Source organism: Flavitalea plasmicola (assembly GCF_030546645.1).
In the GTDB taxonomy this organism is placed as follows: Bacteria; Bacteroidota; Bacteroidia; order Chitinophagales; family Chitinophagaceae; genus Puia.
Genome location: NZ_JAUOTO010000006.1, coordinates 592,186 through 615,732, shown reverse-complemented (window position 1 = coordinate 615,732; position 23,547 = coordinate 592,186). Strand labels below are relative to the sequence as shown.

General features: G+C 50.0%; 19 protein-coding genes. 11 read left to right on the top strand and 8 right to left on the bottom strand.

What is annotated here, in order from left to right; all coding sequences use genetic code 11:
* Positions 1–286 precede the first annotated feature (286 nt).
* The 6 genes from radA to Q4E93_RS24310 all read left to right on the top strand — a co-directional run bounded on the left by radA (position 287) and on the right by Q4E93_RS24310 (position 7,490).
* A complete protein-coding gene (gene radA, locus Q4E93_RS24335; protein ID WP_303589775.1) occupies positions 287–1,660 on the top strand; it encodes a DNA repair protein RadA in 1,374 nt (457 codons plus the stop codon).
* Between the two features lie 42 nt (positions 1,661–1,702).
* Entirely contained in the window at positions 1,703–3,097 is a 1,395-nt protein-coding gene (locus tag Q4E93_RS24330) for a choice-of-anchor Q domain-containing protein (RefSeq protein ID WP_303589773.1), read from the top strand.
* A 128-nt stretch (positions 3,098–3,225) separates the two neighbouring features.
* Positions 3,226–3,750, top strand: a complete 525-nt coding sequence (locus Q4E93_RS24325) for a glutathione peroxidase (protein WP_303589772.1) — start codon at positions 3,226–3,228, stop codon at positions 3,748–3,750.
* 61 nt (positions 3,751–3,811) lie between these two features.
* Positions 3,812–5,038, top strand: a complete 1,227-nt coding sequence (locus Q4E93_RS24320; RefSeq protein WP_303589771.1) for a DNA polymerase III subunit — start codon at positions 3,812–3,814, stop codon at positions 5,036–5,038.
* 361 nt (positions 5,039–5,399) lie between these two features.
* Positions 5,400–6,611, top strand: a complete 1,212-nt coding sequence (locus tag Q4E93_RS24315) for a PSP1 domain-containing protein (RefSeq protein ID WP_303589769.1) — start codon at positions 5,400–5,402, stop codon at positions 6,609–6,611.
* Positions 6,612–6,719: 108 nt separating this feature from the next.
* Entirely contained in the window at positions 6,720–7,490 is a 771-nt protein-coding gene (locus tag Q4E93_RS24310) for a Bax inhibitor-1/YccA family protein (RefSeq protein WP_303589767.1), read from the top strand.
* 52 nt (positions 7,491–7,542) lie between these two features.
* Here the strand turns inward: Q4E93_RS24310 and Q4E93_RS24305 are convergent, their stop codons facing one another.
* The 5 genes from Q4E93_RS24305 to Q4E93_RS24285 form a co-directional block, all read right to left on the bottom strand.
* Positions 7,543–8,346, bottom strand: coding sequence for a TIGR00266 family protein (locus tag Q4E93_RS24305; protein WP_303589766.1), 804 nt, complete (start codon positions 8,344–8,346; stop codon positions 7,543–7,545).
* Between the two features lie 131 nt (positions 8,347–8,477).
* Positions 8,478–12,050 carry an efflux RND transporter permease subunit gene (locus tag Q4E93_RS24300; protein WP_303589764.1) on the bottom strand — a complete coding sequence of 1,191 codons (3,573 nt, stop codon included), beginning with the start codon at positions 12,048–12,050 and terminating at the stop codon, positions 8,478–8,480.
* A gap of 34 nt (positions 12,051–12,084) precedes the next feature.
* Positions 12,085–13,236 carry an efflux RND transporter periplasmic adaptor subunit gene (locus Q4E93_RS24295; protein ID WP_303589763.1) on the bottom strand — a complete coding sequence of 384 codons (1,152 nt, stop codon included), beginning with the start codon at positions 13,234–13,236 and terminating at the stop codon, positions 12,085–12,087.
* A gap of 27 nt (positions 13,237–13,263) precedes the next feature.
* Positions 13,264–14,646 (bottom strand): TolC family protein, encoded by a 1,383-nt coding sequence (locus Q4E93_RS24290; RefSeq protein WP_303589762.1) that lies wholly within the window; start codon positions 14,644–14,646, stop codon positions 13,264–13,266.
* Complete coding sequence (locus Q4E93_RS24285; RefSeq protein WP_303589761.1) at positions 14,630–15,265, bottom strand: TetR/AcrR family transcriptional regulator; 636 nt, start codon at positions 15,263–15,265, stop codon at positions 14,630–14,632. Before Q4E93_RS24285 ends, Q4E93_RS24290 begins: the two co-directional genes overlap by 17 nt.
* Positions 15,266–15,464: 199 nt before the next feature.
* Here Q4E93_RS24285 and Q4E93_RS24280 point away from each other — a divergent pair, with 199 nt between their 5' ends.
* Complete coding sequence (locus tag Q4E93_RS24280; RefSeq protein WP_303589759.1) at positions 15,465–16,103, top strand: DUF502 domain-containing protein; 639 nt, start codon at positions 15,465–15,467, stop codon at positions 16,101–16,103.
* On the opposite strand, the gene Q4E93_RS24275 is transcribed toward Q4E93_RS24280, so the two are convergent.
* Both Q4E93_RS24275 and Q4E93_RS24270 read right to left on the bottom strand, forming a co-directional pair.
* Entirely contained in the window at positions 16,054–16,713 is a 660-nt protein-coding gene (locus tag Q4E93_RS24275) for a hypothetical protein (protein WP_303589757.1), read from the bottom strand. The genes Q4E93_RS24280 and Q4E93_RS24275 overlap by 50 nt on opposite strands.
* Positions 16,714–16,744: 31 nt before the next feature.
* A complete protein-coding gene (locus tag Q4E93_RS24270; RefSeq protein WP_303589754.1) occupies positions 16,745–17,557 on the bottom strand; it encodes a helix-turn-helix domain-containing protein in 813 nt (270 codons plus the stop codon).
* 126 nt (positions 17,558–17,683) lie between these two features.
* On the opposite strand from Q4E93_RS24270, the gene serC reads away from it, so the two are divergent.
* The 4 genes from serC (at position 17,684) to Q4E93_RS24250 (ending at position 23,078) form a co-directional block, all read left to right on the top strand.
* Positions 17,684–18,751 carry a 3-phosphoserine/phosphohydroxythreonine transaminase gene (serC, locus tag Q4E93_RS24265; protein ID WP_303589751.1) on the top strand — a complete coding sequence of 356 codons (1,068 nt, stop codon included), beginning with the start codon at positions 17,684–17,686 and terminating at the stop codon, positions 18,749–18,751.
* An 11-nt stretch (positions 18,752–18,762) separates the two neighbouring features.
* Complete coding sequence (locus Q4E93_RS24260; RefSeq protein WP_303589749.1) at positions 18,763–19,992, top strand: DUF1015 domain-containing protein; 1,230 nt, start codon at positions 18,763–18,765, stop codon at positions 19,990–19,992.
* Positions 19,993–20,132: 140 nt separating this feature from the next.
* Positions 20,133–21,155 (top strand): tetratricopeptide repeat protein, encoded by a 1,023-nt coding sequence (locus Q4E93_RS24255; RefSeq protein ID WP_303589748.1) that lies wholly within the window; start codon positions 20,133–20,135, stop codon positions 21,153–21,155.
* A gap of 141 nt (positions 21,156–21,296) precedes the next feature.
* On the top strand, positions 21,297–23,078 hold the full coding sequence (locus tag Q4E93_RS24250) for an AMP-dependent synthetase/ligase (protein WP_303589746.1): 1,782 nt from the start codon (positions 21,297–21,299) through the stop codon (positions 23,076–23,078).
* 5 nt (positions 23,079–23,083) lie between these two features.
* Here Q4E93_RS24250 and Q4E93_RS24245 read toward each other — a convergent pair whose 3' ends face one another.
* Entirely contained in the window at positions 23,084–23,515 is a 432-nt protein-coding gene (locus Q4E93_RS24245) for a DoxX family membrane protein (RefSeq protein WP_303589744.1), read from the bottom strand.
* Positions 23,516–23,547 lie beyond the last annotated feature (32 nt).

Here is a 23,547-nt window from a genome sequence, read left to right as displayed (position 1 = left end):
TGGGGCTTATTCGGTGAGCGGCCCCGGGACAGGGAAATTGCTAATTTCCCATATCGTATTGATTATCAAATAATAATAAGGATATTCAGGCCTCTCAAAAACCGATTTTTACCCCCTTTAAAGTTATTCACACCGTCAAAAATTTATTTTGTTATGTGGCGCTAATTTGTAATTTAGTGCAAGAATTTAATGGGTTAGTAAGTAAGGGGCCGGCGATTTAGCTGGCCCTTTTACTTTTTATGCCTTTCTTCTCTCCTCCCCCGGAATCATCCACTACCTTTACTGAATGAGTAAAATAAAAACCGCTTTCTTCTGTAGTAATTGTGGTTATGAGAGCGCTAAGTGGTCGGGCAAGTGTCCTTCATGTGAGCAATGGAATACTTTCGTCGAAGAAGTCATCACAAAAGACAACAAGCTGGCGGAAAATGATTGGAAGAAGATTTCTTCCGGGAAGAAAGATGTCCGGACCTTACCCTTGCGTGAAATAGTAAGCGCGGAAGAAGAGAGGATCATCACGGCGGATGCAGAGCTCAACAGAGTATTAGGCGGAGGGATTGTAGCGGGAAGCATCGTGCTGGTGGCTGGAGAGCCGGGCATCGGAAAAAGTACGTTGTTCCTGCAGAACGGATTGCTTTTAAAGGACCAGATCATTCTTTATATCAGCGGAGAGGAAAGTGAGCAGCAGATCAAGATGAGGGCAGACCGTTTGAAGATGCACAATGATCAATTCTATCTATTGACAGAGACATCAACACAGGTGATCTTCCAGGAGATAAAAAAATTAAAGCCCAACCTGGTGATCGTGGACTCCATACAGACCCTGCAATCTCCTTATATCGAATCATCAGCTGGCAGCATCTCGCAGATAAGGGAGTGCACTTCGGAATTTCAGCGCTTTGCCAAGGATTCCCAGACGCCTGTGTTCCTTATCGGACATATCACCAAAGATGGCACCATCGCGGGCCCCAAGGTCCTGGAGCATATGGTGGATACGGTATTGCAATTCGAAGGCGACAGGAATTATTCTTACCGGCTCCTGCGTACGCTGAAGAATCGATTTGGCAGCACGGCCGAACTAGGCATCTATGAAATGACCGAAGACGGGATGCGTGGGGTGAGCAATCCAAGCGAGCTCCTGATCACTCAAAAGGAGGAGCAGCTGAGTGGCACGGCGATTGCTGCCACCAACGAGGGGCAGCGTCCTCTCCTGATAGAAGTGCAGGCATTGGTGACACCATCTGTATATGGCACGCCGCAAAGAACCGTTAGTGGATTTGACCTGCGTCGTCTGCAATTGCTGCTGGCCGTGCTGGAAAAGAGGGGCGGTTTCCATTTTGGCATGAAGGATGTCTTTCTCAATATTGCGGGAGGGTTGAAAGTGGAGGATCCATCCATTGACCTTGCCGTATTATGTGCATTGCTTAGCTCTTATGAAGACACTCCCCTATCCTCCCATTATTGTTTTGCGGGTGAAGTAGGTCTCAGCGGCGAGATCCGGGCGGTGAATCGCATCGAGCAACGGATAGCAGAGGCCGAAAAGCTGGGTTTTGAAAAGATATTTGTCAGCAGATACAATATCAAGGGGCTGAACAACCAGAAATCCAATATCGAGATCATGCCGGTGGGAAGAGTAGAGGAAGTATACCAATATCTTTTTTGACAGCTCTTTCAGACCTTCCAAAGTATTCGTACTTTTAGCCCGATGTACAAGCTGTTCATACCACTGGTCGTCGCCCTCACCCTTTTGTCCTGCAGGAAAGATAACTTCAATACCAGCAAAGACGCCATCGTCCAGTTTAGCGCCGATACTTTGTTCTTCGACACGGTGTTCGTCTCCACCGGCTCGGTGACGCAGGCCGTCAAGATCATCAATGGGAATGATCAGAAACTGCGTTTATCGGATGTTAAATTAATGGGCGGCAGCGGGTCTTATTTTGCCATCAATATCGATGGGTCTGCGGGACCTCAGCAGCAGAACCTGGAACTGGAAGCGGGCGATTCCCTTTACGTATTTGTTGCGGTGACCATAAAGCCTGGTGCGGCCAATCTGCCTTTTGTGGTAGACGACAGCATACAAGTAAGCTTTAATGGCGTGAGCCGGTATATTCAACTGCAGGCCTGGGGTCAAAATGCGCATTTCCTTAGGAACGCGGTGATCGGAGGAAACGTGGTTTGGGATAACGCCTTACCTTATGTTATCCTGGGTGGATTGCGGGTAGATACAACTGCGCATCTCACCATTCAGCAGGGATGCCGGATCTATTCGCATGCGGATGCACCCTTGCTGGTGGACGGAACATTGGAGGTATCGGGCGGAAAGGACACCGTCAACCGCGTTGTTTTTCAAAGCGACAGGCTGGACGATCCTTATCGTGATTTTCCGGGCAGCTGGCCGGGCATTTATTTCAGGCAATCCAGCACCAATAATAAGCTGCAGTATACTACTATCAGGAACGCTTACCAGGCTGTCGTGGTGGTAGGGCCTCCGGCAGGAGGTTTTCCTCAGCTATCGATGGAGGAGTGTATAATAGATAATAGTTATGATGCGGGCATAGCAGGAACAGGCGCCTCTATACAGGCTTCCAATTGCCTGATCAGCAATTGCGGGAAAAATATCGTGCTGGATGATGGGGGGAGCTACCAGTTCCTGCATTGTACGGCCGCCAGCTACTCCAATGAGCTGATCGCTCACACACAACCTGTGCTGTCCGTCAGCAATTATATTTTGCAAGGGAGCGCGACCCTGACAAATGATCTAACAGCCGACTTTATCAATTGTATCTTCTGGGGAAATAATGGCAATGTGGACAATGAGGTGCAGGTCTCGCGGCAAGGCACTACAGCTTTCCATGTAGGCTTTTCCAATTGCGACTGGAAAGTCAAATCAACTCCGGGCGATGTAACTGTTGCCAATATGATCGCCAATGCCGACCCAATGTTCGACAGTGTCAACAATACCCGGCGCATTTACAATTTCCATCTGAAGGCGGAGTCGCCGCTGATCGACAAGGGTTTGGGCACTGCAGTGTCCCTTGACCTGGATGGCAACAGCCGTCCTGTCGGATTGCCCGACCTGGGATGCTATGAGCGGCATTGAGACAATCCTGCCCGGCTATCCGGAGGGAATGCCGTCCATCATTCAAATCTTTCTCTAATTTAAACTTTAGCGTTCAATCTTTGTAAAACTTTAATAATTGTAAATACCTTCAACTAAAATCATTAACTATGTTACGCGCTCTATTCCTATCAATCTTCCTGGTGGCCGGCGTCGGTGTCACAAGCGTTTATGATTTCAAGGTACCGGGGCTGGATGGAAAAACCATCGATCTCTCCAAATACAAGGGGAAAAAGCTTTTGATCGTCAATACGGCATCCAAGTGCGGATTTACCCCTCAGTATGCCGATCTGGAAAAATTATACGAGCAGTACAAGGACAAGCTGGTGATCGTGGGCTTCCCCGCCAACAATTTTCACCAGCAGGAGCCGGGCACCAATTCGGAGATCAGCGAGTTCTGCAAAAAGAATTATGGCGTTACTTTTCCCATGGCTGAAAAAGTGGATGTTGTCGGAGAAAATACGCATCCTCTCTTTAAGTATCTGACGGAAGAAGCTAAGAAGATGGGGGTGGCCGATCCCGTCATCGGCTGGAACTTTACTAAGTTCCTCATTGACGAAAAGGGTAAGCTGGTGGCGGTGTTTCCCAGCAAGGTGAAGCCTATGGACGAGCAGATCACGAAATACCTGAACTAATCTATAAATAACTGGATTAAACTCCCGGCTTGCGCCGGGGGTTTTTTATTTTTGTACTCTTATGTTTAAAGACGTCATCGGGCAGGAGGAGATCAAACAGAAGCTGGTTGAGTTAGTGGAACACAACCGGTTGAGCCATGCGCTGCTATTCCTCGGGAATGAAGGCAGCGGCGCGCTGCCGTTGGCCCTGGCATTTGCGCAATACACGGTCTGCGAAAAAGTAAACAGGCCGCAGGCTACTGCCGTTGCGGCAGGTCCGTCCCTGTTTGGGGAAGAGCCTGCCCCTTCTCCGACCGGAATAGGGGGCCAGGCCGCCTTGCCCCTGGATGCCTGCGGGGCGTGCGCTTCCTGTGTCAAAGCGGGGCAGCTGATCCATCCTGACATTCACTTCTCCTACCCAGTCATTCCCCGTAAACCTGGCGATAAGCCGGTGAGCACCGACTACATCAGCGAATGGCGGGAATTTATCCGGCAACACCCTTATGGCAATGCCTATGACTGGCTGCAGTTCATCGGGGCGGAGAATAAACAAGGGAATATAACGGCCCTGGAGTGCAACGACATTCTTCACAAACTGAGCCTCAAGAGCTTTGAAAGCGGATATAAGGTATTAGTCATGTGGATGCCGGAATACCTGGGCAACGAGGGGAATAAGCTGCTGAAGCTCATCGAGGAGCCTCCGGCCAATACACTCTTTATACTAGTAGCTGAGAATGAATCGCTTATCCTGCAGACCATCCTGTCCAGAACACAGTTGGTAAAAATACCCCTGCCGGATGCCAAAGCCATTGAAAAAGCCCTGGTTGAGCGGGCAGGTGTGCCTGGGGAACAGGCCCGGCAGACGGCCGTCCTCTGCGAGGGGAATTACCATGAAGCGCTGCAATTGATCCGCCATGCGGAAGATGACTGGCAGGGTGTCCTCCGGGAATGGCTTAATGCCATCCTCAAGACCGGGCCGGTGGCCCAGGTGAAATGGATAGATGAGATCAGCAAATCGGGCAGAGAGCGTCAGAAGCAGTTCCTCCGGTATTTCAACCATTTACTGGAACAGTCCATCCGGCTGCGGTACATGGGGGATGCGGCGCCGGCAATACCTGACAATGAAAGAGATATTGCTTTGAGATTGAATAAGATAGCTGATGTTTCCCAGCAACGGGCTATTATCGAGGAGCTGGACCGGGCAGCTTATTATATCGAAAGGAATGCACACGCCAAGATGCTTTTTCATGCACTGACCATAAAGCTGTATCATATTCTGGCCCACCGGACGTTGGCTTCGGTGAATTAAACGGTTGGCGCTTTTCGCTTAGTTTAGGGGGAAAAGTAAAATTTAGCTTTATAATAGTATATTTGGACAACCCTAAATGGGGTTAGTGAAAAGAAGCGGCCCGGGAGAGATGAATAGTTGTGTAAGGGGGACGCCAGGAACAGAGACATTTTGCACCTGATATATTTTTATAATTTAGTTTTTACAAGTCAGTAGCATTCTTCTGCCTCCGCCGTTATATGCTTCTTTTTGCGATTTTTTTCCTAATTGTTAATTTATTTTGGATATGGGATGTAGCAATTGCGGTACAGCCAAGGGGGGGAAACCATCGGGCTGTAAAAGTAACGGAGGATGCAGCACAGGGGGATGTAATCGGCTCAATGTGCATGACTGGCTTGCGAACTTACCTTTCAGCGACCCGGAAAGTGGTTGCCGGATCATCGAAGTCAGCTTTAACAGGGGTAGCCGTAAGGATTTTTATAGAAATACCACCATGCAGCTGTTTGAAAAAGGGGATTTGGTCAGTGTAGAAGGGGTCAGTGGTTTTGACGTTGGGGAAGTGAGTCTCACCGGAGAGATGGTTCGCCTGCAAATGAAGAAAAAGGATGTGGAGGAGAACAATCCCGAAATAAAAAAGATCCTGCGCCGGGCCAATGACAAGGACCTGGACATCATGAAACAAAATAAGGCCAGAGAAAAGGACGCCCTGACCCGGGCCAGAGCCATTGCCCGTCAGCTGAAGCTAGACATGAAAATGAGCGAAGTGGAGATACAGGCCGACGGCAGAAAAGCGACTTTCTTTTATATTGCGGACGACCGGGTGGATTTTCGTGAACTGATCAAATTATATGCGGGAGAATTCCGCCTCAAGGTAGAGATGCGCCAGATCGGCGCCCGCCAGGAAGCCGCCAAAGTTGGGGGGATCGGAAGCTGCGGAAGGGAATTATGCTGCAGCACCTGGCTGAGCGATTTCAAGTCGGTGAATACCACTGCCGCCCGGTATCAAAATCTTTCAATCAATCAAAGTAAGCTCAGCGGTCAGTGTGGCAGGCTGAAATGCTGTCTCAACTACGAGTTGGATACTTACCTGGATGCCCTGCAGAACTTCCCGGATAACGCAGAAACGCTGCAGGTAGCGAAAGGAACGGCTATTCTCATCAAGAAAGATATTTTCAAGAACCTCATGTGGTATGTGCTGCCGGACAGCAATAAGCAATATCCCCTTACCATTGAAAGGGTTAGAAAGATCCGGCAGCTGAATCTTCAGAATAATGTGCCGGATAGCCTGGAACCTGTAGAAGTAAGCACGGGCAAGCCAAAAGAAGATGAGGGTGGTTTTGTGGATCTTGTTGGCCAGATCAGCCTGAAGACGCTGGAAAAAGCCGACAGAAAAAAGCGGCATGGGCATCAGAAGCCCGGGCATCAGCGACAGGGATCGGGACAGGGTCAGCAAGGCGGCGGGAAGCAGGGTGGCAACGGCGGCCAGCAAGGGTCGCAAGGCCGGGGAGAAGGACGGGACAACCGTGAAGGCCGGGATAATAAGGACGGGAAGAATCCTCCGCCGCCGGGTGGTGGGCGCAATAGGCGCAGATAGATGACCTGGTGGAGAATTGTTAAAGTTTTTCCTGATCCAACCACTTTTATTGCTACTTGTTAATTTTATGTACTCTTTGTACTTTACAAAGGCTAAAACTCTATAACTATGGCACTTTTTGAAACTGGAAATCCAACCCTGTCGGAAAAAATTTTTAGTAAAAGCATTGACCGATCGAGCACTGAATTAATGACGGTGAGAGGGTCAATTCAAAAATTCGGCTTTTTATTACTGATGGTGGTGGCAGGTGCTGCATATACCTGGAAGCTATATTTTGAAGGAGCATTTCCTACCATGATGACCTTTTTCTGGGTCGGACTGATCGGGGGACTTGTTTCTGTCATCGCTATTTCTTTTAAGCCTACACTCGCAAAATACCTGGCGCCGGCTTATGGTGTGCTGGAAGGTTTTGTACTGGGTGGGTTGTCGGCCATTATCAATGATCAGTTCAAGGCTAAATATCCCAATATTGTCCTCTCCGCCGTGCTGTTGACATTTGGAGTAGCCTTCGCCGTATTTCTGTTGTATAATTTCCGGATCATCCGGCCTACAGCTAAATTCAAGGCTATTATCTACTCTTCTATTGCGGGTATTGCCATTTTTTACCTGGTCTATATGGTATTGGGGCTTTTCGGCGTCAATATTCCTTTTATGAACTGGGGTGACAGCAGCCTGCTGGGCATCGGGATCAACCTGTTTGTGGTGGTGATCGCGGCATTGAGTCTTATTCTCAACTTCGAGCAGATAGAGGTTGGAGAGCAGATGGGTGCACCGAAATATATGGAATGGTATGGTGCGTTTGGCCTCCTGGTAACGATGGTTTGGTTGTATATCGAGATCCTGAAGTTATTGAGCAGGTTTTCGAGTAATAGGAATTAATTTTATCTGAAGATATATTATGACAAGTCCCGGCCTCTGGCCGGGACTTTTTTTAGTACCCATCCCCATCCAACAGATTGCCGAGCCCCCCCAATATGCTGCCTTCCTCGCGGCGGTGGCCCAGCTGCGGGCTGTATTGGATGATCCTGCTGGCCAGGCGGCTGATGGGCAGGGATTGTAACCATACTTTGCCGGGGCCACGCATCAGGGCAAAGAACAGACCTTCGCCGCCAAACATCCAGTTGCGGATGCCACGGATAAATTCGATATCGAAATCTACAGAGGGCTGGAAAGCTACCACGCAGCCTGTATCCACTTTCAGGATCTCGCCTGGCTGAAGCTGCTTTTCAATAACATATCCTCCGGCATGTACAAAGGCCATTCCGTCCCCTTCCAGCTTCTCCATGATGAAGCCTTCTCCTCCGAAGATGCCAGTGCCCAGCCGGCGTTGGAATGCGATGCCGATGCTGACCCCTTTTGCAGCACAGAGAAAAGCATCTTTCTGAGCGATGATGGTGCCTCCTAATTGCTGCAGGTCGAGGGGAATGATCTTGCCTGTATAGGGAGAGGCGAAACTTACTCTTTTTTTACCTTGCCCGGTGTTAGTAAAAGCTGTCATGAAAAGATTTTCACCTACCAATACCCGTTTGCCTGCATTCATCAGCTTGCTCAACAAGCCACCTTGCTGCGCCTGCGCGGAGCCATCTCCAAACAGAGTGGCCATCTGAATGCCGTCATCCATCATCATAAAGCCGCCGGGCTCCCCTATGACTGTCTCACCCGGGTCCAGCTCCACCTCTACGAATTGCAGCTCCTCGCCGAAAATTTTATAGTCTATTTCGTGATTGTTGCGCATGTTTTTTTGTTTTTATGAAGATAACTTATTTCGAAAAAAAAGCCGCCCATCAATTGATGAGCGGCTTTGCTAGTTTTTCCGGGCTATACGACAGTTCCTGTCTGAGGGTTGTTCCGATCTATATAATTTTATCAAAACCAGCTGCCTATCCATGCCTCCCCTACTTTTCCGCTCAGCTTTCTTCTTCTTCTTGCTTTTTCAAAACGGTGACGGAGGATGGTAACGAACATCAGCAGCAGGAAAATGACGGTAAACGGCGGGATACCCAGGAAAGAGATCCATTTGCCGCCCCAGTGGCGGCGCATGGGTCTTCTCAGCCTTTCTGCAATAATATACATACTGGGCACCATGATCAACGTCATGAAGAATGCAAAGGCCAGGCCAAAGATGATGGTCCAGGACAGCGGTTTCCAGAACACGGCGTTATCGCCACCGAAATAAATATGGGGATTCAGCTCGGAGAAGAGCGTGACGAAGTTGATGTTGAACCCTACGGCCAGCGGGATCAGGGCCAGGATAGCGGCCATGGCTGTGAGGAGTACGGGAATGATACGGGTCTTCCCTGCTTCGATCGCCGCCTCTCTTGTCTTCATGCCGCGTCCACGCAGCTCGTCTGTAAACTCTATCACAAGGATTCCGTTCTTCACCACGATACCGGCCAGGCCTACGATACCCAGGCCAGTCATGATGACGGACACTTCCATCTTCGTGATGGCGAATCCAAGGATGACGCCGATGACGCTGAAGAGGATCTCGGTAAGGATGATCACTGATTTGGCTACAGAGTTGAATTGCAGCACGAGTACGATAAGTATGGTCATCAATGCAATGACCAACGCCTTGCCCAGGAAGGCGCCTGTCTCCGCCTGTTGTTCTCCTTCCCCTGTCTGCTTGATATTCACATTGTCGGGCTTCTTTTTGAAGTCCCCAATGGATTTTGCAAGGTCGATGTTGACGGCAGTCGGCGTATATCCGTTCAGCACGTTGCTACGCAGGGTGATGACCCGTTTCTGGTTCTTTCTTTTTACGCTGCCCAGGGTGCTGGTGTAATCAATTTTCACCAAAGAGCTGATGGGCACATTCTTGATCCTGCCCTGGTTGGCCATATCGCGGAATGTGACGTTCATGTTCAGCAGATCGATGAGGTTCTTCCGCTGTACTTCCAGGTTGCGGATCTGGATCTTATATTCTTCTTTTCCTTCCTTGATCTTGGAAGACTCTCTTCCAAAGAGGGCCGTGCGTAATGTCTGTCCGATCTGAGCTGAGCTTACGCCTTCCGTCATCGCCCGCTGGCGATCCACAGTGAAGCTGATCTCAGGGTTGGTGAGATCGATGTCCATCTTCAGCTCTTCCACGCCGGGAGTTTGTACGGAGTCGAGATAATTTTTCAATGATACGGCCGTCTTGATCAGGTCATCGAAGTCTTCACTGGCCACTTCGATATTGACGGGAGGATCGGTGGGCGGGCCGTTTTGTTCCTGGTCCACGGAGATCTCCGCACCGGGAATACCTTTCATCACGTGGCGAATGGAATCCAGGTATGGGGCGGTGTGAACGCCATTGCGTTTACCATATTCGACGAAGGATACCTGTATACGTCCCAGCTCACTGCGGGTGCTACGATCGCCGCTGGTGGGATCGCTGGCGCCGATGGCCACGTTGCTGATGACACTTTCCACTACGGGATTCTTTTTGCCATTCTGCATATCCAGTACCCTATAGACTCTTTCTTCCAGGACCTTGGTAACGGAGTCCGTATAATCCACATTGGTACCCACCGGCAGCTTGAGGTACACATACACCTGGTTGGGATCCCCTTTCGGGAAGAACACTACCTGTACGTTGCGGGCGCCGAAGAACATGAAAGAGAAGATCAGCAGTCCGAAGGTTCCCAACAGGAGCCAGGCCGGTCGCCAGCCTTTCAGGGCCCAGCGAAGGAGGCTTTCGTAATGGCCCATGATCCAGGGCAGCACCCTGTTCTGGAAGGAATGGATCATTCCTTCAAAGACGAATTTATTCAGGATGGTCAGGATGACCAGGAACAGGAGCAGGTTGCCCAGGAAAGTCATATGCCCCAGGTCCAGCAGGACGCCCAATACCACTGCGATCCAGAATCCGGGTTTTTTAAAGATATCGGCTTTGGACGACTTGCCTTCTTCTTCCGGATGGTTCATGAAGTCCACTGCAAATACGGGATTCATGATGAAGGCCACGACCAGGGATGCTGTCAGCGTAAAGATCAGCATGGCGGGAAGGTAGACCATGAACTTGCCGATGATGCCCGGCCAGAACAACAGGGGGAAGAAGGGCGCCAGCGTGGTGACCGTACCTGCCAGCACGGGAATAAACACTTCTCCCGCCGCCATCATGGCGGAGGTTGGAGCGGTGATCTTTCCTTTTCCCTGGGTGAAAATGCGGTGTGTATTCTCAATGACCACGATGGCGTCATCCACGATGATGCCCAATCCGAAGAGCAAGGCAAACAGCACGATGAAATTGAGGGTGACATGGGTACCGATGATCACATCCGCACCGGGCAGGAACATAAAGGCCACGAACATGCTTAGTGGAACGGAAAGCGCCACGAAGAAAGCGTTGACCACGCCCATGAAGAACATGAGGATGATCAACACCAGCATAAAGCCTATGACGATCGAATTCACCAGATCGTCGAAAGAGGTGCGTGTCTTGGTGCTCAAATCGCCTGTCACCACTACCGTAAGGTCCCGAGGCAGGGATTTTTTCATTTCTTCCACTGCGCCTTTCACATTATCGGAAGTCTCGATGAGATTCTCTCCGCTCCTTTTGATAATATTCAATGTCACCACGTTCTTTCCATCCAGGCGGGCATAGCTTTCCCTGTCCTTGATGGTGTCCCTGATCGTGGCGATGTCTTTTAAATAGACGGCGCCGCCGCCGGGATTGCGGATAATGATCTGCTCGATATCCTGGGCCGTATGGAACTGTCCTTTCAATTGAAGGTTTCGTTTCATCGTGCCTACGTCCAGGAGACCTCCGGAGATATCCAGGTTCTCACCTTTCACGGCATTGTCGATGTCGTCGAAACTGATGTTGGAGCTCCGCATTTTGTAGTTGTCCACGTTGATCTGGAATTCCCTTTCCGGAGCGCCTACGATGTCCACACGATTGAGCTGGGGAAGGTCTTCCAGCTTGTCCTTCATGTCATCGGCAAATTTTTTCAGGCGTTGCTGGTCATAGTCTCCGCTGATGTTGACATACATGATGGGCTGATCCGAGAAGCTCACTTCCAGGGCGGTAGGCTCCTGGGTGAGGTTGGTCGGCAAGTCCTGCTTGGATTTGTCGATGGCGTCCTTGACTTTCTGCAAGGCGACGTCCACCTTTACGTCCGTCTCAAATTCCACCATGATGGCGGAATAGTCCTGCTGGGAGGTGCTGGTGAATTTTTTGATCTTGGCGCCTGTAATGGATTTGATCTGTTTTTCTATAGGCCTGGTAACCAGGTTTTCCATATCCTTGGGAGAGTTGCCTGTGTAGATCGTGGATACATAGATGGTAGGTATCACGATGTCGGGGAACTGCTCTTTAGGCAATGTCATGAACTGGTACACTCCTATTCCGCTGACGACCAGCATCAGCAAATAGACGGCTGTTTTGTTCTTTATACTCCAGGTGGTGGGCCCGAACTGCTTGAACTTTTCGGTAATATTTTCTAAAACACTCATACAGTGGTTTTTGTGTGGTCCGCTTATTGATGCATTATTGTATCGTGATCAGCTGGCCTTCATACAGACCCTGAAAACCGTCCGTGATCAGCTGGTCGCCTTCCTGCAGACCGCCAATGACCTCCACCTTGTCGCCGTAGGACTGTCCGATGGTGATGGCTTTTTTATGCGCCAGCAGGTTGTTCTCCTTGTCCTTTGTGGCTACCATCACATATTTGCCTTTATCATCCGTCTGCAGGGTATTCACCGGAATGGCCAGGGTCTTTGCGACATTGTAATCCTGAAGCCGGACGAGGGCCACCTGGTTGCTGCGGATATCGCTGCTGGCGGGAAGCTTTATTTCAACGGTGAATGAACGGCTGTCGCCGTTGATCGTTCTACCAGTGATATGCACGATGCCAGTGATCTCTTTGTTATTCAGCCCGGGAAGGGTGATCTTGACGGGTGTGCCTACTTTCACTTTTTCCTGGTAGAGTTCCGGTACCTGTACGGTCACTTTCAAATTCTGGGTATTGACGAGGTGGATCTGTGTGGAACCTTGTATGAAGGCCTCTCCTACTTTCAGCCAGATGTCCTCGATAACACCGCTGATATCCGCGTATACATTGGTAAAATCAAGCTGCTCCTGGTAGTTCTTCAGCTGATTTTCTGCCTGGTCCACCGCGTTCTTAGCATTGATTAGGTCCACTTCCGTGCCGATCTTCTCATCCCAAAGGTTCTTGCGGCGCTGGTAGAGGTCTTTTGCGTGGTCCAGCTGGATCTGGGCGTTGGCCACATTGGTACGCTGAAGCGCATCGTCCAGCTTCACCAGCAGCTGACCCTGCCGCACGTGATCACCTTTTTTAACATAGACGGCTTTAGCGACTCCCGGGGTGCGGGGGGAGACATAGGAATTATTCTCCGCCTCTACGTTACCCTGGAGGTCGATGAAATGGGCAAAGGAAGAGGGGGTCACGGGTGACAAGGCGACCAGTTTGGCTTTCTGACCCACCTTTGAAGAGGTGTCCAGGCGGCTGATCTGGGATTCCAGGCTGTCGATCTGTTTAGCCAGTGCGGTCTGCTGGTCTTTCAGCATTGTCAGCTGCTTTTTCTTGCCTTCCAGCGTGTCCGGCGTTTTGACGCCGCTGCCACAGGATGCCAGCAGTATGGTGGTGGTAATTGCAGCTACAGTCAGTATCTTTTGCATATTGAGCTTTTTAGATTGTATTCTTGATTATAATTTGCCTATTGCATTCAGATAGTCTACTCTCGCGACTATTGCGCTGTAAAGGGCATTGAAATAGTTGGCCTGGGCCGTTTTCTGATCGGCAAGAGCGGTGGTGATCTCCGTATTGGAGCCCAAACCCTGGTCGTATTTTTTCCTTGTCTGGGCGTATACCCTGTCAGACAAGTCCATATTCTTTTTCTGGAAATCCAGCGTTGCCAGGGCGGCGGAAAATCTCAGCTGCGCCTGTTTGACGTCATTATCTATCCGGATCTTCATGGAGTCGATGTTATTCTCTGTCTGACGCAGCCGGAGCTTTGCCTGTTTGACGTTGGCATCCTTGAAAAATCCATCGAAGATGGGCACGGAAATATTGAGCCCGATGTAAGCGGAAGGGAACCAGCTGTTCTTCTGCGTCAGATCAAATTTGTTGGAAAATTGATTCTGCGAATAGTTGGCAGTCAGGTTGGCTGTAGGTATATACATTTTCTTATAGCGGCTGATATCGTATTCATTCAGCTTTTTGTTCACCTGGAGCAGCTGGAAATCGCGTCTGTCCGCGTATTTGTAATCATCGCTCAACGTGGCGTCCCGGATCATATCGTAGGTGAGTGAATCGGTCAGTCTCAGCGAGTCTTTTACAGGCATGCCCATCAGCACTTTCAGGCCCAGGTAGCCATTGGAGATATTCAGCTCCAGCTGGATCTTTTCTGTCTGGAGGTTGGCCAGCTGTACATTGGACCTGTCGACGTCCAATTGTTCGGCAAAACCATTTTTGAACATCTCCGTGGAATTATGCAAAAGCTCCTGCTGGTTTGTAATGTTGGCGTCGATCTGAGCGATCTGCGATTTGCTTATCAACAGCTGATAATAAACTTTCTCGATGTTGGCCCGCAACATCTGCTCGGTGACCTCCTGTTTTTTCTGGTAAAAATCCAGGGATGCCTGGCGTGCCTGCAATCCCACGAAGACCTGTCCATCGAACAGCACCTGTTTAAGGGTGATGCCTGCATTTGCATTGTACTGGGTACCGAACTGGAGCGGAACGAATGTGCCCGCGGGCTGTCCGATGAATTCCCCCGGGATCAGCGTAGTGGGTATTTTGACATTGTCCGTCAGTCCGAGGTTGCCTGTTATCTGCGGCAAGGCTTGCGAGGTCGTGGCCCGGTTGCTTTGCTGCTGGATCTGAAGGTCCAGTAAAGCATTTCTTACCATGACACTGTTCTTAGCGGCATAATCTATTGCCTGTGTCAGAGAAAATTCGTGCAGCTGAGGGCCCTGTGCGGCGCCCGACGCCTGTCCGTTGGGAGCTTGCTGTGTCCATGCTGTAAGGGCAGGAAAAGCCAGCATGACAGCCATCAGCATTCTTCCAATGTTAAACCTTCTGTTCATGAGATATTTTTTTGTTACGTTCAATGGTGTATTTCCCGATCAGCGCTCTGCCTGCGTCGGTAGCAACGCTATTGAGAAAGAGAATGGCCAGCTCAAAGGCCACTTCCGCCACTTTATAGCGACTGTGAGGATAAACGTCGGGGTTAAATACCAGGAATGCCGCTTCGATGCGTGCTTTTACCACGATGTCTTTATGCAGATCTAAGCGGTATACCCCTTCTTCCATCCCCCACTGCAAGTTGTCCATCAGCACCTGGTGAAGGAATTGGTATTTAAATTCCTTTAATCGCTTAAAGGCCCTGGGATGATGTTTTTCCAGGTCGTACACCATCAGGGGGTTGGTGTACTTCAGCATCTCCTCCACGGATTCCTGGGCCATAAAGATCTGATGCACAGCATTTTCGGCTTGTTGACGGAATAGTACGCACTCCTCCTCGTTCTTACGGATCTCCTGGTCGATGACAGCAGAAACCATATCATCTTTATCTGTAAAGAACTGGTAGATCGTCTTTTTCGAAATGCCCAACTGGGTGGCGATCTCATCCATGGTGATGGAGCGGATGCCATACCGCAGGAAGAGGTCTGCGGCCTTACCTAGTATTCTTTCTTTTACGTCCATTTCGAGTGCAAAACTATGGAAACTTTTTTTGTTACCAAAGTTTCCATGGGGTTTTTTGGAGGTTTACCCAGTTTCCGCCCAGGGGTCGGATGTCTCATCCGGCAGCGGGCCGGCAGTCCCCGGGAAGGCGCGAATGGCAGAAGTTGAGTGGGCGGGAGGGGTGAAATATGATTACTTTTGAGCAGCTAAATCCCTGCACATGAAGTTTCGAAAAATACCTAAACAATTGTTTCACTTCTTTTTACAGGGAGTGCTTGTTCTGGCGCCTATTTCTATCACCATCTGGACTGTCATTGCCGTATTTAACTGGATCGACGGGATACTACCTAACCTGGTATATAATATTGTCCCGAGCCTCATCGGGACGGACCAGTTTGGGGTACCCAGGAGGATCCCCGGGTTGGGGTTTATCGTATTTGTCGCCATTGCGCTTATCGTGGGGTATATTTCCCCGTCTTTCATCGTCAGCCGGCTGGTGGACTTTGCCGACAGACTGCTGGAAAAGACTCCCGGTATCAAGCTGATCTATACCACATTAAAGGACTTTTTCGAAGCTTTCGCTGGTAACAAACGGAAATTTGACAAAGCGGTGCTGGTCAGCATCGATGCGCCGGATATCTGGCGGATGGGGTTCATCACCCAGGAGGACCTGCATGAATTCGGGCTGCCGGAATATGTTGCAGTATATGTGCCTCAGTCCTATGCTTTTTCGGGTAACCTGTATTTTGTAAAAAGGGACAGGATCCGCGTAGTGACGGACATCAGCTCGGCCGATGCAATGAAGTTCGCTATTTCGGGGGGTGTTTCCGATGTTGATGAACATGAGCAGCAGCGCTGAATTGCCAGATGAAATACCATGTGACCAGGATCTGGAAGAGAATAAAGGAAGGCAGCAGGTAGTGGTGACGGTCGATCGGGTTCAGGCTATCTCCGGAAGCCAGCATGATGGGTAAATCCAGGACATTAAAGATGACGATCGTGATCAATAGCTTTTTGCTCCCTTTAAAATACCACCAGCAGCATATGCCATAAAGCAGCTCGACCGTAAAATCCAGTAATGGATGGTCGATGATGCCCAATCCCCATGCTGGCTTTTCTGTAAAAGGGGTCAACCGGATATCGTGTTCGTGGAAAACCAGGTCTATTGCTACGTGGGAGAGGACGCCTATAGCAAATGCGAGGGCTATGTCGTGTTTTTTATAGCTGCGGTAGAGGATGATATAGGACAAAGCTGCCAGCACGAGGGCGGAGCATATGGAGTGGGACCAGGGCAGAAAATCAAGATGCAGCCGGCCATTGGCAACAGAAAAATATTCCAGCCCCGTGTAGTTGAAGAGCACCCAGAAAAGTTCTACGAGCTGTACGGATACCAGGAGCGGGAACATGGGAGAAGCGGGAAATTTTTTCTTAACCAGCAGGGCCGTAGCGGCGTGATCGATGGCGTACATATCAGTGATTATTTCCGCAAAGGAACGACGCTTATTTCCAGAAGGCTTGTACGTTCTGGCTATTTTTCAGGACAGAGGAGGGATAGAGGCCGAACATTTTACGAAACGTCCTGTTGAAATGGGGTGCGTCCGAGAATCCTGCATATAATGCCGCCTCGCGGATATTCTTCGTTTCGAATACTTTCTGAAGCGCCAGCAGGATCTTTGTCCACAGCATATACTTCCTAATGGGTATGCCTACCTGCTTTTTGAAAAGATGGGTGAGCCTGCCGGGCGAGAGGAATACCTCGGCTGCGAGCTCCTCTAATTTCAGTGTATCATCATTTTTCTCTTTCAACAGCTCCATGACCTTTTGGATCCTTTCATCGATGTCGGTGTCTTCCTCCAGTGCGCAAAGCCTGCATAAGTACTGGCGCGTGATGTCGTGGATGAGGTGGCTGTCGAAGGGGTGCACATGGAGGTTCTGTTCGATGGTCCTCAGGAATTCGGCCGTTTCTTCCGGAGGCAGTTCCATCACTGCCTGTCCGGTCAGGTAGATCTTTTTAAGCGCACGTCCCAAGGTGGTCTGGGGATCGATGTTCAGGAGAAGGAAATAATTGTCATTGGTGCGGCATTCATGGGCCTGATCGGAGTCGATTATTACGGCCTTGACCGTTTTGAATGACCCTTCGGAAGACTTGATAAAGAATGGCTGGTCGAAACTGAGGGCGAGCTGCAGAGCGTGATGGTCATGGGTAGATGTGTCTATCGCCTTCCCGATGTACATAAATTGTCCTGCCCAGAAGAAAAAGTATGAATTTATTTCCGTCATGTGAATTTGCACCTGGTATGGGGTAAGATACATTGATTTAAAAAGATTTAAAAAAAACTCTCAAAATTTTATAAATCAAAAAGATTCTTTTTTCCTATATACAGGGACGGGTGTTTGCCCGAGAGGGGGTATCTTTGGCCCTCATTTAAAGAGCTGTCAATGGTTTATAATTTTAATTCCGGTCCCAGCGTGCTGCCCAGGGAGGTGTTCGAGCAGGCCAGCCGGGCAATCCTGGATTTCGATGGTACGGGACTTTCCATCCTGGAAATAGGCCATAGGACGCCTCTTTTCCAGGGAGTGCTGGATGAGGCGCTGGCTACAGCCCGCGAGCTGATGCAACTAGATAAGGAGCATGAGGTCATTTTCCTGCATGGGGGGGCCAGCACCCAGTTCTTCCAGGTGCCTATGAATCTTTTGAATGAAAATGAGACGGCGGCCTATCTGGATTGCGGTACCTGGGGCACGAAAGCAATCAAAGAAGCGAAGCTTTATGGGAATGTGGATGTGGTGGCGTCTTCCAAGGACAAGAACTACACGTATATTCCTAAAGGTTTCGCCATACCTGCCGGAGCAAAATATTTCCACTATACCACCAACAATACGATCGAAGGAACGCAAATGCATTCCATTCCCGAGACGGATGTCCCGCTGGTAGCGGATATGAGCAGCGATATCCTTAGCCGGGTGACAGACTTCAACCGGCACGACCTGATCTATGCGGGCGCCCAGAAAAATATGGGGGCGGCAGGAGTGAACATGGTGGTATTGAAGAAAGACCTCTTGGGCAAGGTCAGCAGGAAACTGCCTACCATGATGGATTACCGCCAGCATATCGAAGCCGGGTCGGTATTGAACACGCCACCTGTGTTTGCTATTTATGTCTGTATGCTCACGCTTCGCTGGCTGAAGGAGCAAGGCGGCGTGGCGGCCATCGAAAAAATCAACGATCAGAAGGCCGCGCTCTTATACGACACGTTGGACAGCCTTCCCATTTTTCGTCCTACTGTGGCGAAGGAAGATAGAAGTAAGATGAACGTAGTCTTTGTGATGGACGACAAGGAATTGGAAATGGAATTCCTGGCTGCCTGCACCGACAATGGGATGGTGGGCATACAGGGTCATCGTACCGCAGGGGGATTCCGGGCCTCCCTGTACAATGCCCTTCCCCTGGAAAGCGTAAAGGTCCTGACAGATTTGATGAAAGAATTCGCAACTCAAAAAGCTTAATAAAATAAACGATGGCAAGCATTAGTCCTTTCAAAGCGCTGCGTCCCGTGCCGCAATCGGCAGCGCAGGTAGCGTCCAGGCCATATGATGTTCTGAACAGCGCAGAAGCCAGGCAGGAGGCTGCAGGCAATGCCAGCTCTTTTCTCCATATCACCAAGTCCGAGATCGACCTGCCGGAGAATATCGACACGCATTCTTCCCAGGTGTATGATAAAGCAAAGGAGAACCTCCAGGATTTCATCCGCAGGGGCGTCCTTATACAGGAGGAAAAGCCCCTGTACTATATTTACCGCCTCATCATGAATGGGAGGAGCCAGACGGGATTAGTATGCGGAAGCTCGGTGGACGACTATGAAAGGGACGTCATCAAGAAGCATGAGTTTACACGTCCCGACAAGGAGGCTGACCGTATTCAGCATATGAAGACCATCCGGGCCCAGACGGGCAATGTGTTCCTGGCCTATAAGAATGTGGCAGCCATTGACGAGCTGATCGAAGGATGGAAGAATGCACATGCGCCTTTATATGATTTTACCGCGGGAGACGGCATTCAGCATACCATCTGGGCCGTGGATGAAGAGGGGGCGATCGATGCGATCACCCAAACATTTGCGGAAAAGGTCCCTTTCACCTATATAGCGGATGGGCATCACCGTGCAGCCTCCGCTGCCAAGGTCAGGAAAGAGCTGGGTGAAGCGGCGGGAAAAAGCGCCGACTACTTCCTTACCACCCTGTTCCCTTCCGCGGAGCTGCATATCCTGGATTATAACCGCCTGGCAAAGGATCTCAATGGCGCCAGCCCGGAGGAATTCCTGGACAGTCTGCAGAAAGACTTCCTGGTAGGAAAAGTAGACAAGGCTTTTTCGCCTGCCCGGCTTCATGAGTTCGGCATGTACCTGGATGGCAGCTGGTATCAGCTGGTGGCCAAGGACGGCTCATATACAGAAGATGATCCTATCGGCGTTTTAGATGTCACCATCCTGCAAAAAAATGTATTGGACCGGCTGCTGGCCATCAAGGACCCGCGCACGGACAAAAGGATCGACTTTGTAGGAGGCATCCGGGGCCTGGGGGAACTGGAAAAGAGGGTGGACGGCGGCGAATGGAGAGTGGCTTTCAGTCTCTACCCTGTCAGCATCGAGCAATTATTCGCCATTGCGGACAGCGGGAATGTGATGCCGCCCAAGAGTACCTGGTTTGAGCCCAAACTGCGGGATGGCCTCCTCACGCATATTATCTGAGCTGCAAGCTACCAGCCTCAAGCTACACGCGATGTGCTGGGAGCCAGGGATTTGTTAAGAAAGGCTGAGTTTTAGCTATGAGCCAGGGATTTATTAACTTGCGGCTTGCAGCTTGTAGCTTGCAGCTAAAAAACGGTCTTATGATAAGAAGGAGTCTTTTTCTACCCTGTTTGCTGGTGTTTGCCAGCTTGTCAGTCCTTTCACAACAACCTGAAGCAAAGACATTGCAGGAGACGGCGAAGACCTTCACGCGGCAGGGCGATTACTCGAACGCCATTATGGTATTGACCGGTGCGGTGCAGAAAGAGCCGCAGAACCTGGAATTGCAAAAAGACCTGGCATTCAATTATTACCTGCAAAGAGACTATCCCAAGGGCCTGAATGTTGTCCGACCTTTGATAGAGCGCTCTGACGCAGACGTGCAATGTTACCAGATCGCCGGTATGCTGTACAAGGCTATCGACGAGAGTAAAGAATGTGAAAGGCTCTATAAGGCCGGCCTGAAAAAATTCCCCCAAAGCGGCGTATTATATAATGAATATGGGGAAATGCTGTTTGCCCGTCAGGACAATTCCGGCGCGATCAGGCAATGGGAAAGGGGTATCGAAGTCGATCCTACTTATTCTTCCAATTATTATAATGCCAGCCGGTACTATTACTTCACCATGGACAAGATATGGAGCATTCTCTACGGGGAGATCTTTGTCAACCTGGAAAGTTACAGCAAACGCACGGCGGAGATCAAGGAAGTGCTATTGGAGTCCTACAAAAAGCTGTATACCGGCGACGATGTGATGAAGGACCAGACTACCAGGAGCCCATTCGCCCTTGCCTGCCTGGGAATGTATGCCAGTCTAAAGCCTGTTGTAGCGCAAGGGATCACCACGGAGTCACTTATCCTGCTGCGGACGAAATTTATCCTTGGCTGGTTTGAAAAATATCCTTCCACTTATCCTTTCCGGCTTTTTGAATATCAGCGGCAGCTGCTGAAGGACGGGATGTTCGATGCTTATAATCAATGGATCTTCGGTGCTGCGGAAAACCTGACCACTTTTCAAAACTGGAGCAACACCCATGGAGACGAGTACAAGCGTTTTGTGGGGTTCCAGCAAGGAAGGGTTTTCAAGTTGCCGGAGGGGCAGTACTATCAGACTAAGCCGTGAGCATTTCTTAGCTACAAGCTGCAAGCGACAAGCCCCAAGCTGAGGACTTATTAAGGCCAACTTGCAGCTTGAAGCTGGAGCCTTGAAGCCGGTTCTTTTGTTTGGGATAAGTTTTGTACATTGATTTCCGAAACAATGAATATGACCGAACCCAAACGATTGTTCGACTGCATTTTACAGCAAGACGACCGACTTTTTCTTCCCGATATGCTGGCCGGCAAAGAAAACGGCAAATGGCGGGCGTACAGCTCCGAAGAGACTATCGATACCATCCATAAATTGAGTGCGGGGCTGCTGCGCCTTGGCATCTCCGGGCAGGACGGCACCATTGAAGGCCGGGATAAGGTGGCTGTTATTTCGAAGAACCGACCGGAATGGATCATGCTGGATCTGGCCGTACAGCAGATTGGTGCCATCCTTACACCCGTCTATCCTACCATCAGCGTCCATGAGCTGGAGTTCATCCTCAATGACGCCCAGGTAAAGCTGATATTCGTCAATGACGAAGAATTGTTCCATAAGGTCCTGAGCATACGGGAACGGGTTCCCAGCCTGAAAGGGATCTATACTTTCGAGCATGTGGCCCATGGCCAACATTGGAAAGAGCTGTTATCGGATGTTTCCGAAGCTGAGGCCGGGCAACTGGCCGCTATCCGGGATAAGATACAGCCGGAAGACCTGGCTACCATTATTTATACTTCCGGTACCACGGGCACACCAAAGGGTGTTATGCTTTCGCACAGGAACATCGTCAGCAATGTGATCTCCTGTATACCCTGTCTTCCACGAGGCCCTATCAGGGCCCTTAGCTTTCTGCCCCTGAACCATATCTACGAGCGCATGCTGACCTACGTATATCTTTTCAGCGGCAGCTCCATCTATTATGCGGAGAGCATGGATACCATCGGTGAGAACCTGAAAGAGGTGAAGCCTCAGATGTTCGTCACGGTACCTCGTCTGCTGGAAAAAGTCTATGATCGCATCATGTTGAAAGGAGCCGAGCTGACAGGGATAAAGAAGAAGCTTTTTTTCTGGGCGCATGGTCTGGCTGCCCGTTATGAGATCAACAGGCCGATGGGAGCATGGTATAACCTGCAGCTATCGCTGGCCAATAAACTCATATTCAGTAAATGGAGGGAGGCATTAGGCAATAATCTTACCTGTGTCGCCAGCGGCGGCGCTGCCTGTCAGGTAAGGCTGATAAGGATCTTCACTGCTGCCCGGATCCCTATCCTGGAAGGTTATGGTCTTACCGAGACCTCTCCGGTGATCAGCGTCAACCGTCTGCAGGAAGAAGACCGTATGTTCGGTACTGTGGGCCCTATCATCCCGGATGTGGAAGTGAAGATCGCGGAGGACGGCGAAATACTCTGCAAAGGTCCGAATGTGATGTTGGGTTACTATAAGCGGCCTGACCTGACAGCGGAAGCTATGGAAGGCGGGTGGTTCCATACGGGAGACATTGGGATGCTGGTAGAAGGTAAATATCTGAAGATCACAGACCGGAAGAAGGAGATGTTCAAGACCAGCGGCGGCAAGTACGTAGCGCCCCTGGCCATCGAGAGTAAGTTGAAAGAATCGCCTTATATAGAGCAGCTGATGGTGGTGGGGCCGGAAAGAAAATTTGTAGGTGCACTGATCGTGCCTGCTTTTTCTTACCTGACGGAATGGTGCAGGCAGAATGAGATAGCGGTAACTTCCCAGGAGGAAATGGTCAGGAACCCGAAGGTTATTGCTTTCTACCAGGAGATCATCGAAAGCTATAATAAATTCTTCAGCCATGTGGAGCAGGTGAAACGGTTCCGGCTGTTGCCTTTGGATTGGACGATAGAGACCGGCGAAATGACACCTAAGCTGAGCCTCAAACGAAAAGTTATCACGGAAAAATACCGCGACCTCATTGAGGGCATCTATGCGCAATAACCTTTTTATTCCTTGAATTTCAGCAAAGACCATTTTCCATTGCCTATTACCAGGAATAAGATCAGCAACAGCAGCACGACGACCGACAGGAGTAGTTCTGAGAAAGGCCTGTACAAGTTGTCCGGCGATAGATTGACAAAAAAGATAGCCCCCAGCAGGATCGGGATCTGGATGAGGCAGGCAAACCGGGTCAGCACGCCCAATATCAGCAGGATGCCACCCAGTATATGTGCGAAGGAAATGTAATTGCTCATCATCATAGATGAGAATGACCCGAAGCCCATCTTGTTGGTGATAAGATTGAGCATGGTGCCCATGTTATACAGGTATTGCACTCCTTTAAAGCAAAGGAAGGCGCCAAGGGCAATGCGAACGATATCGAGCCATTGAGGATGATGGGTATCGCCCCAGTGCTCCACGCGTTGTACGAGGTTCATATGGCATCGTTTTAGTAATAAATAAAGCCTAT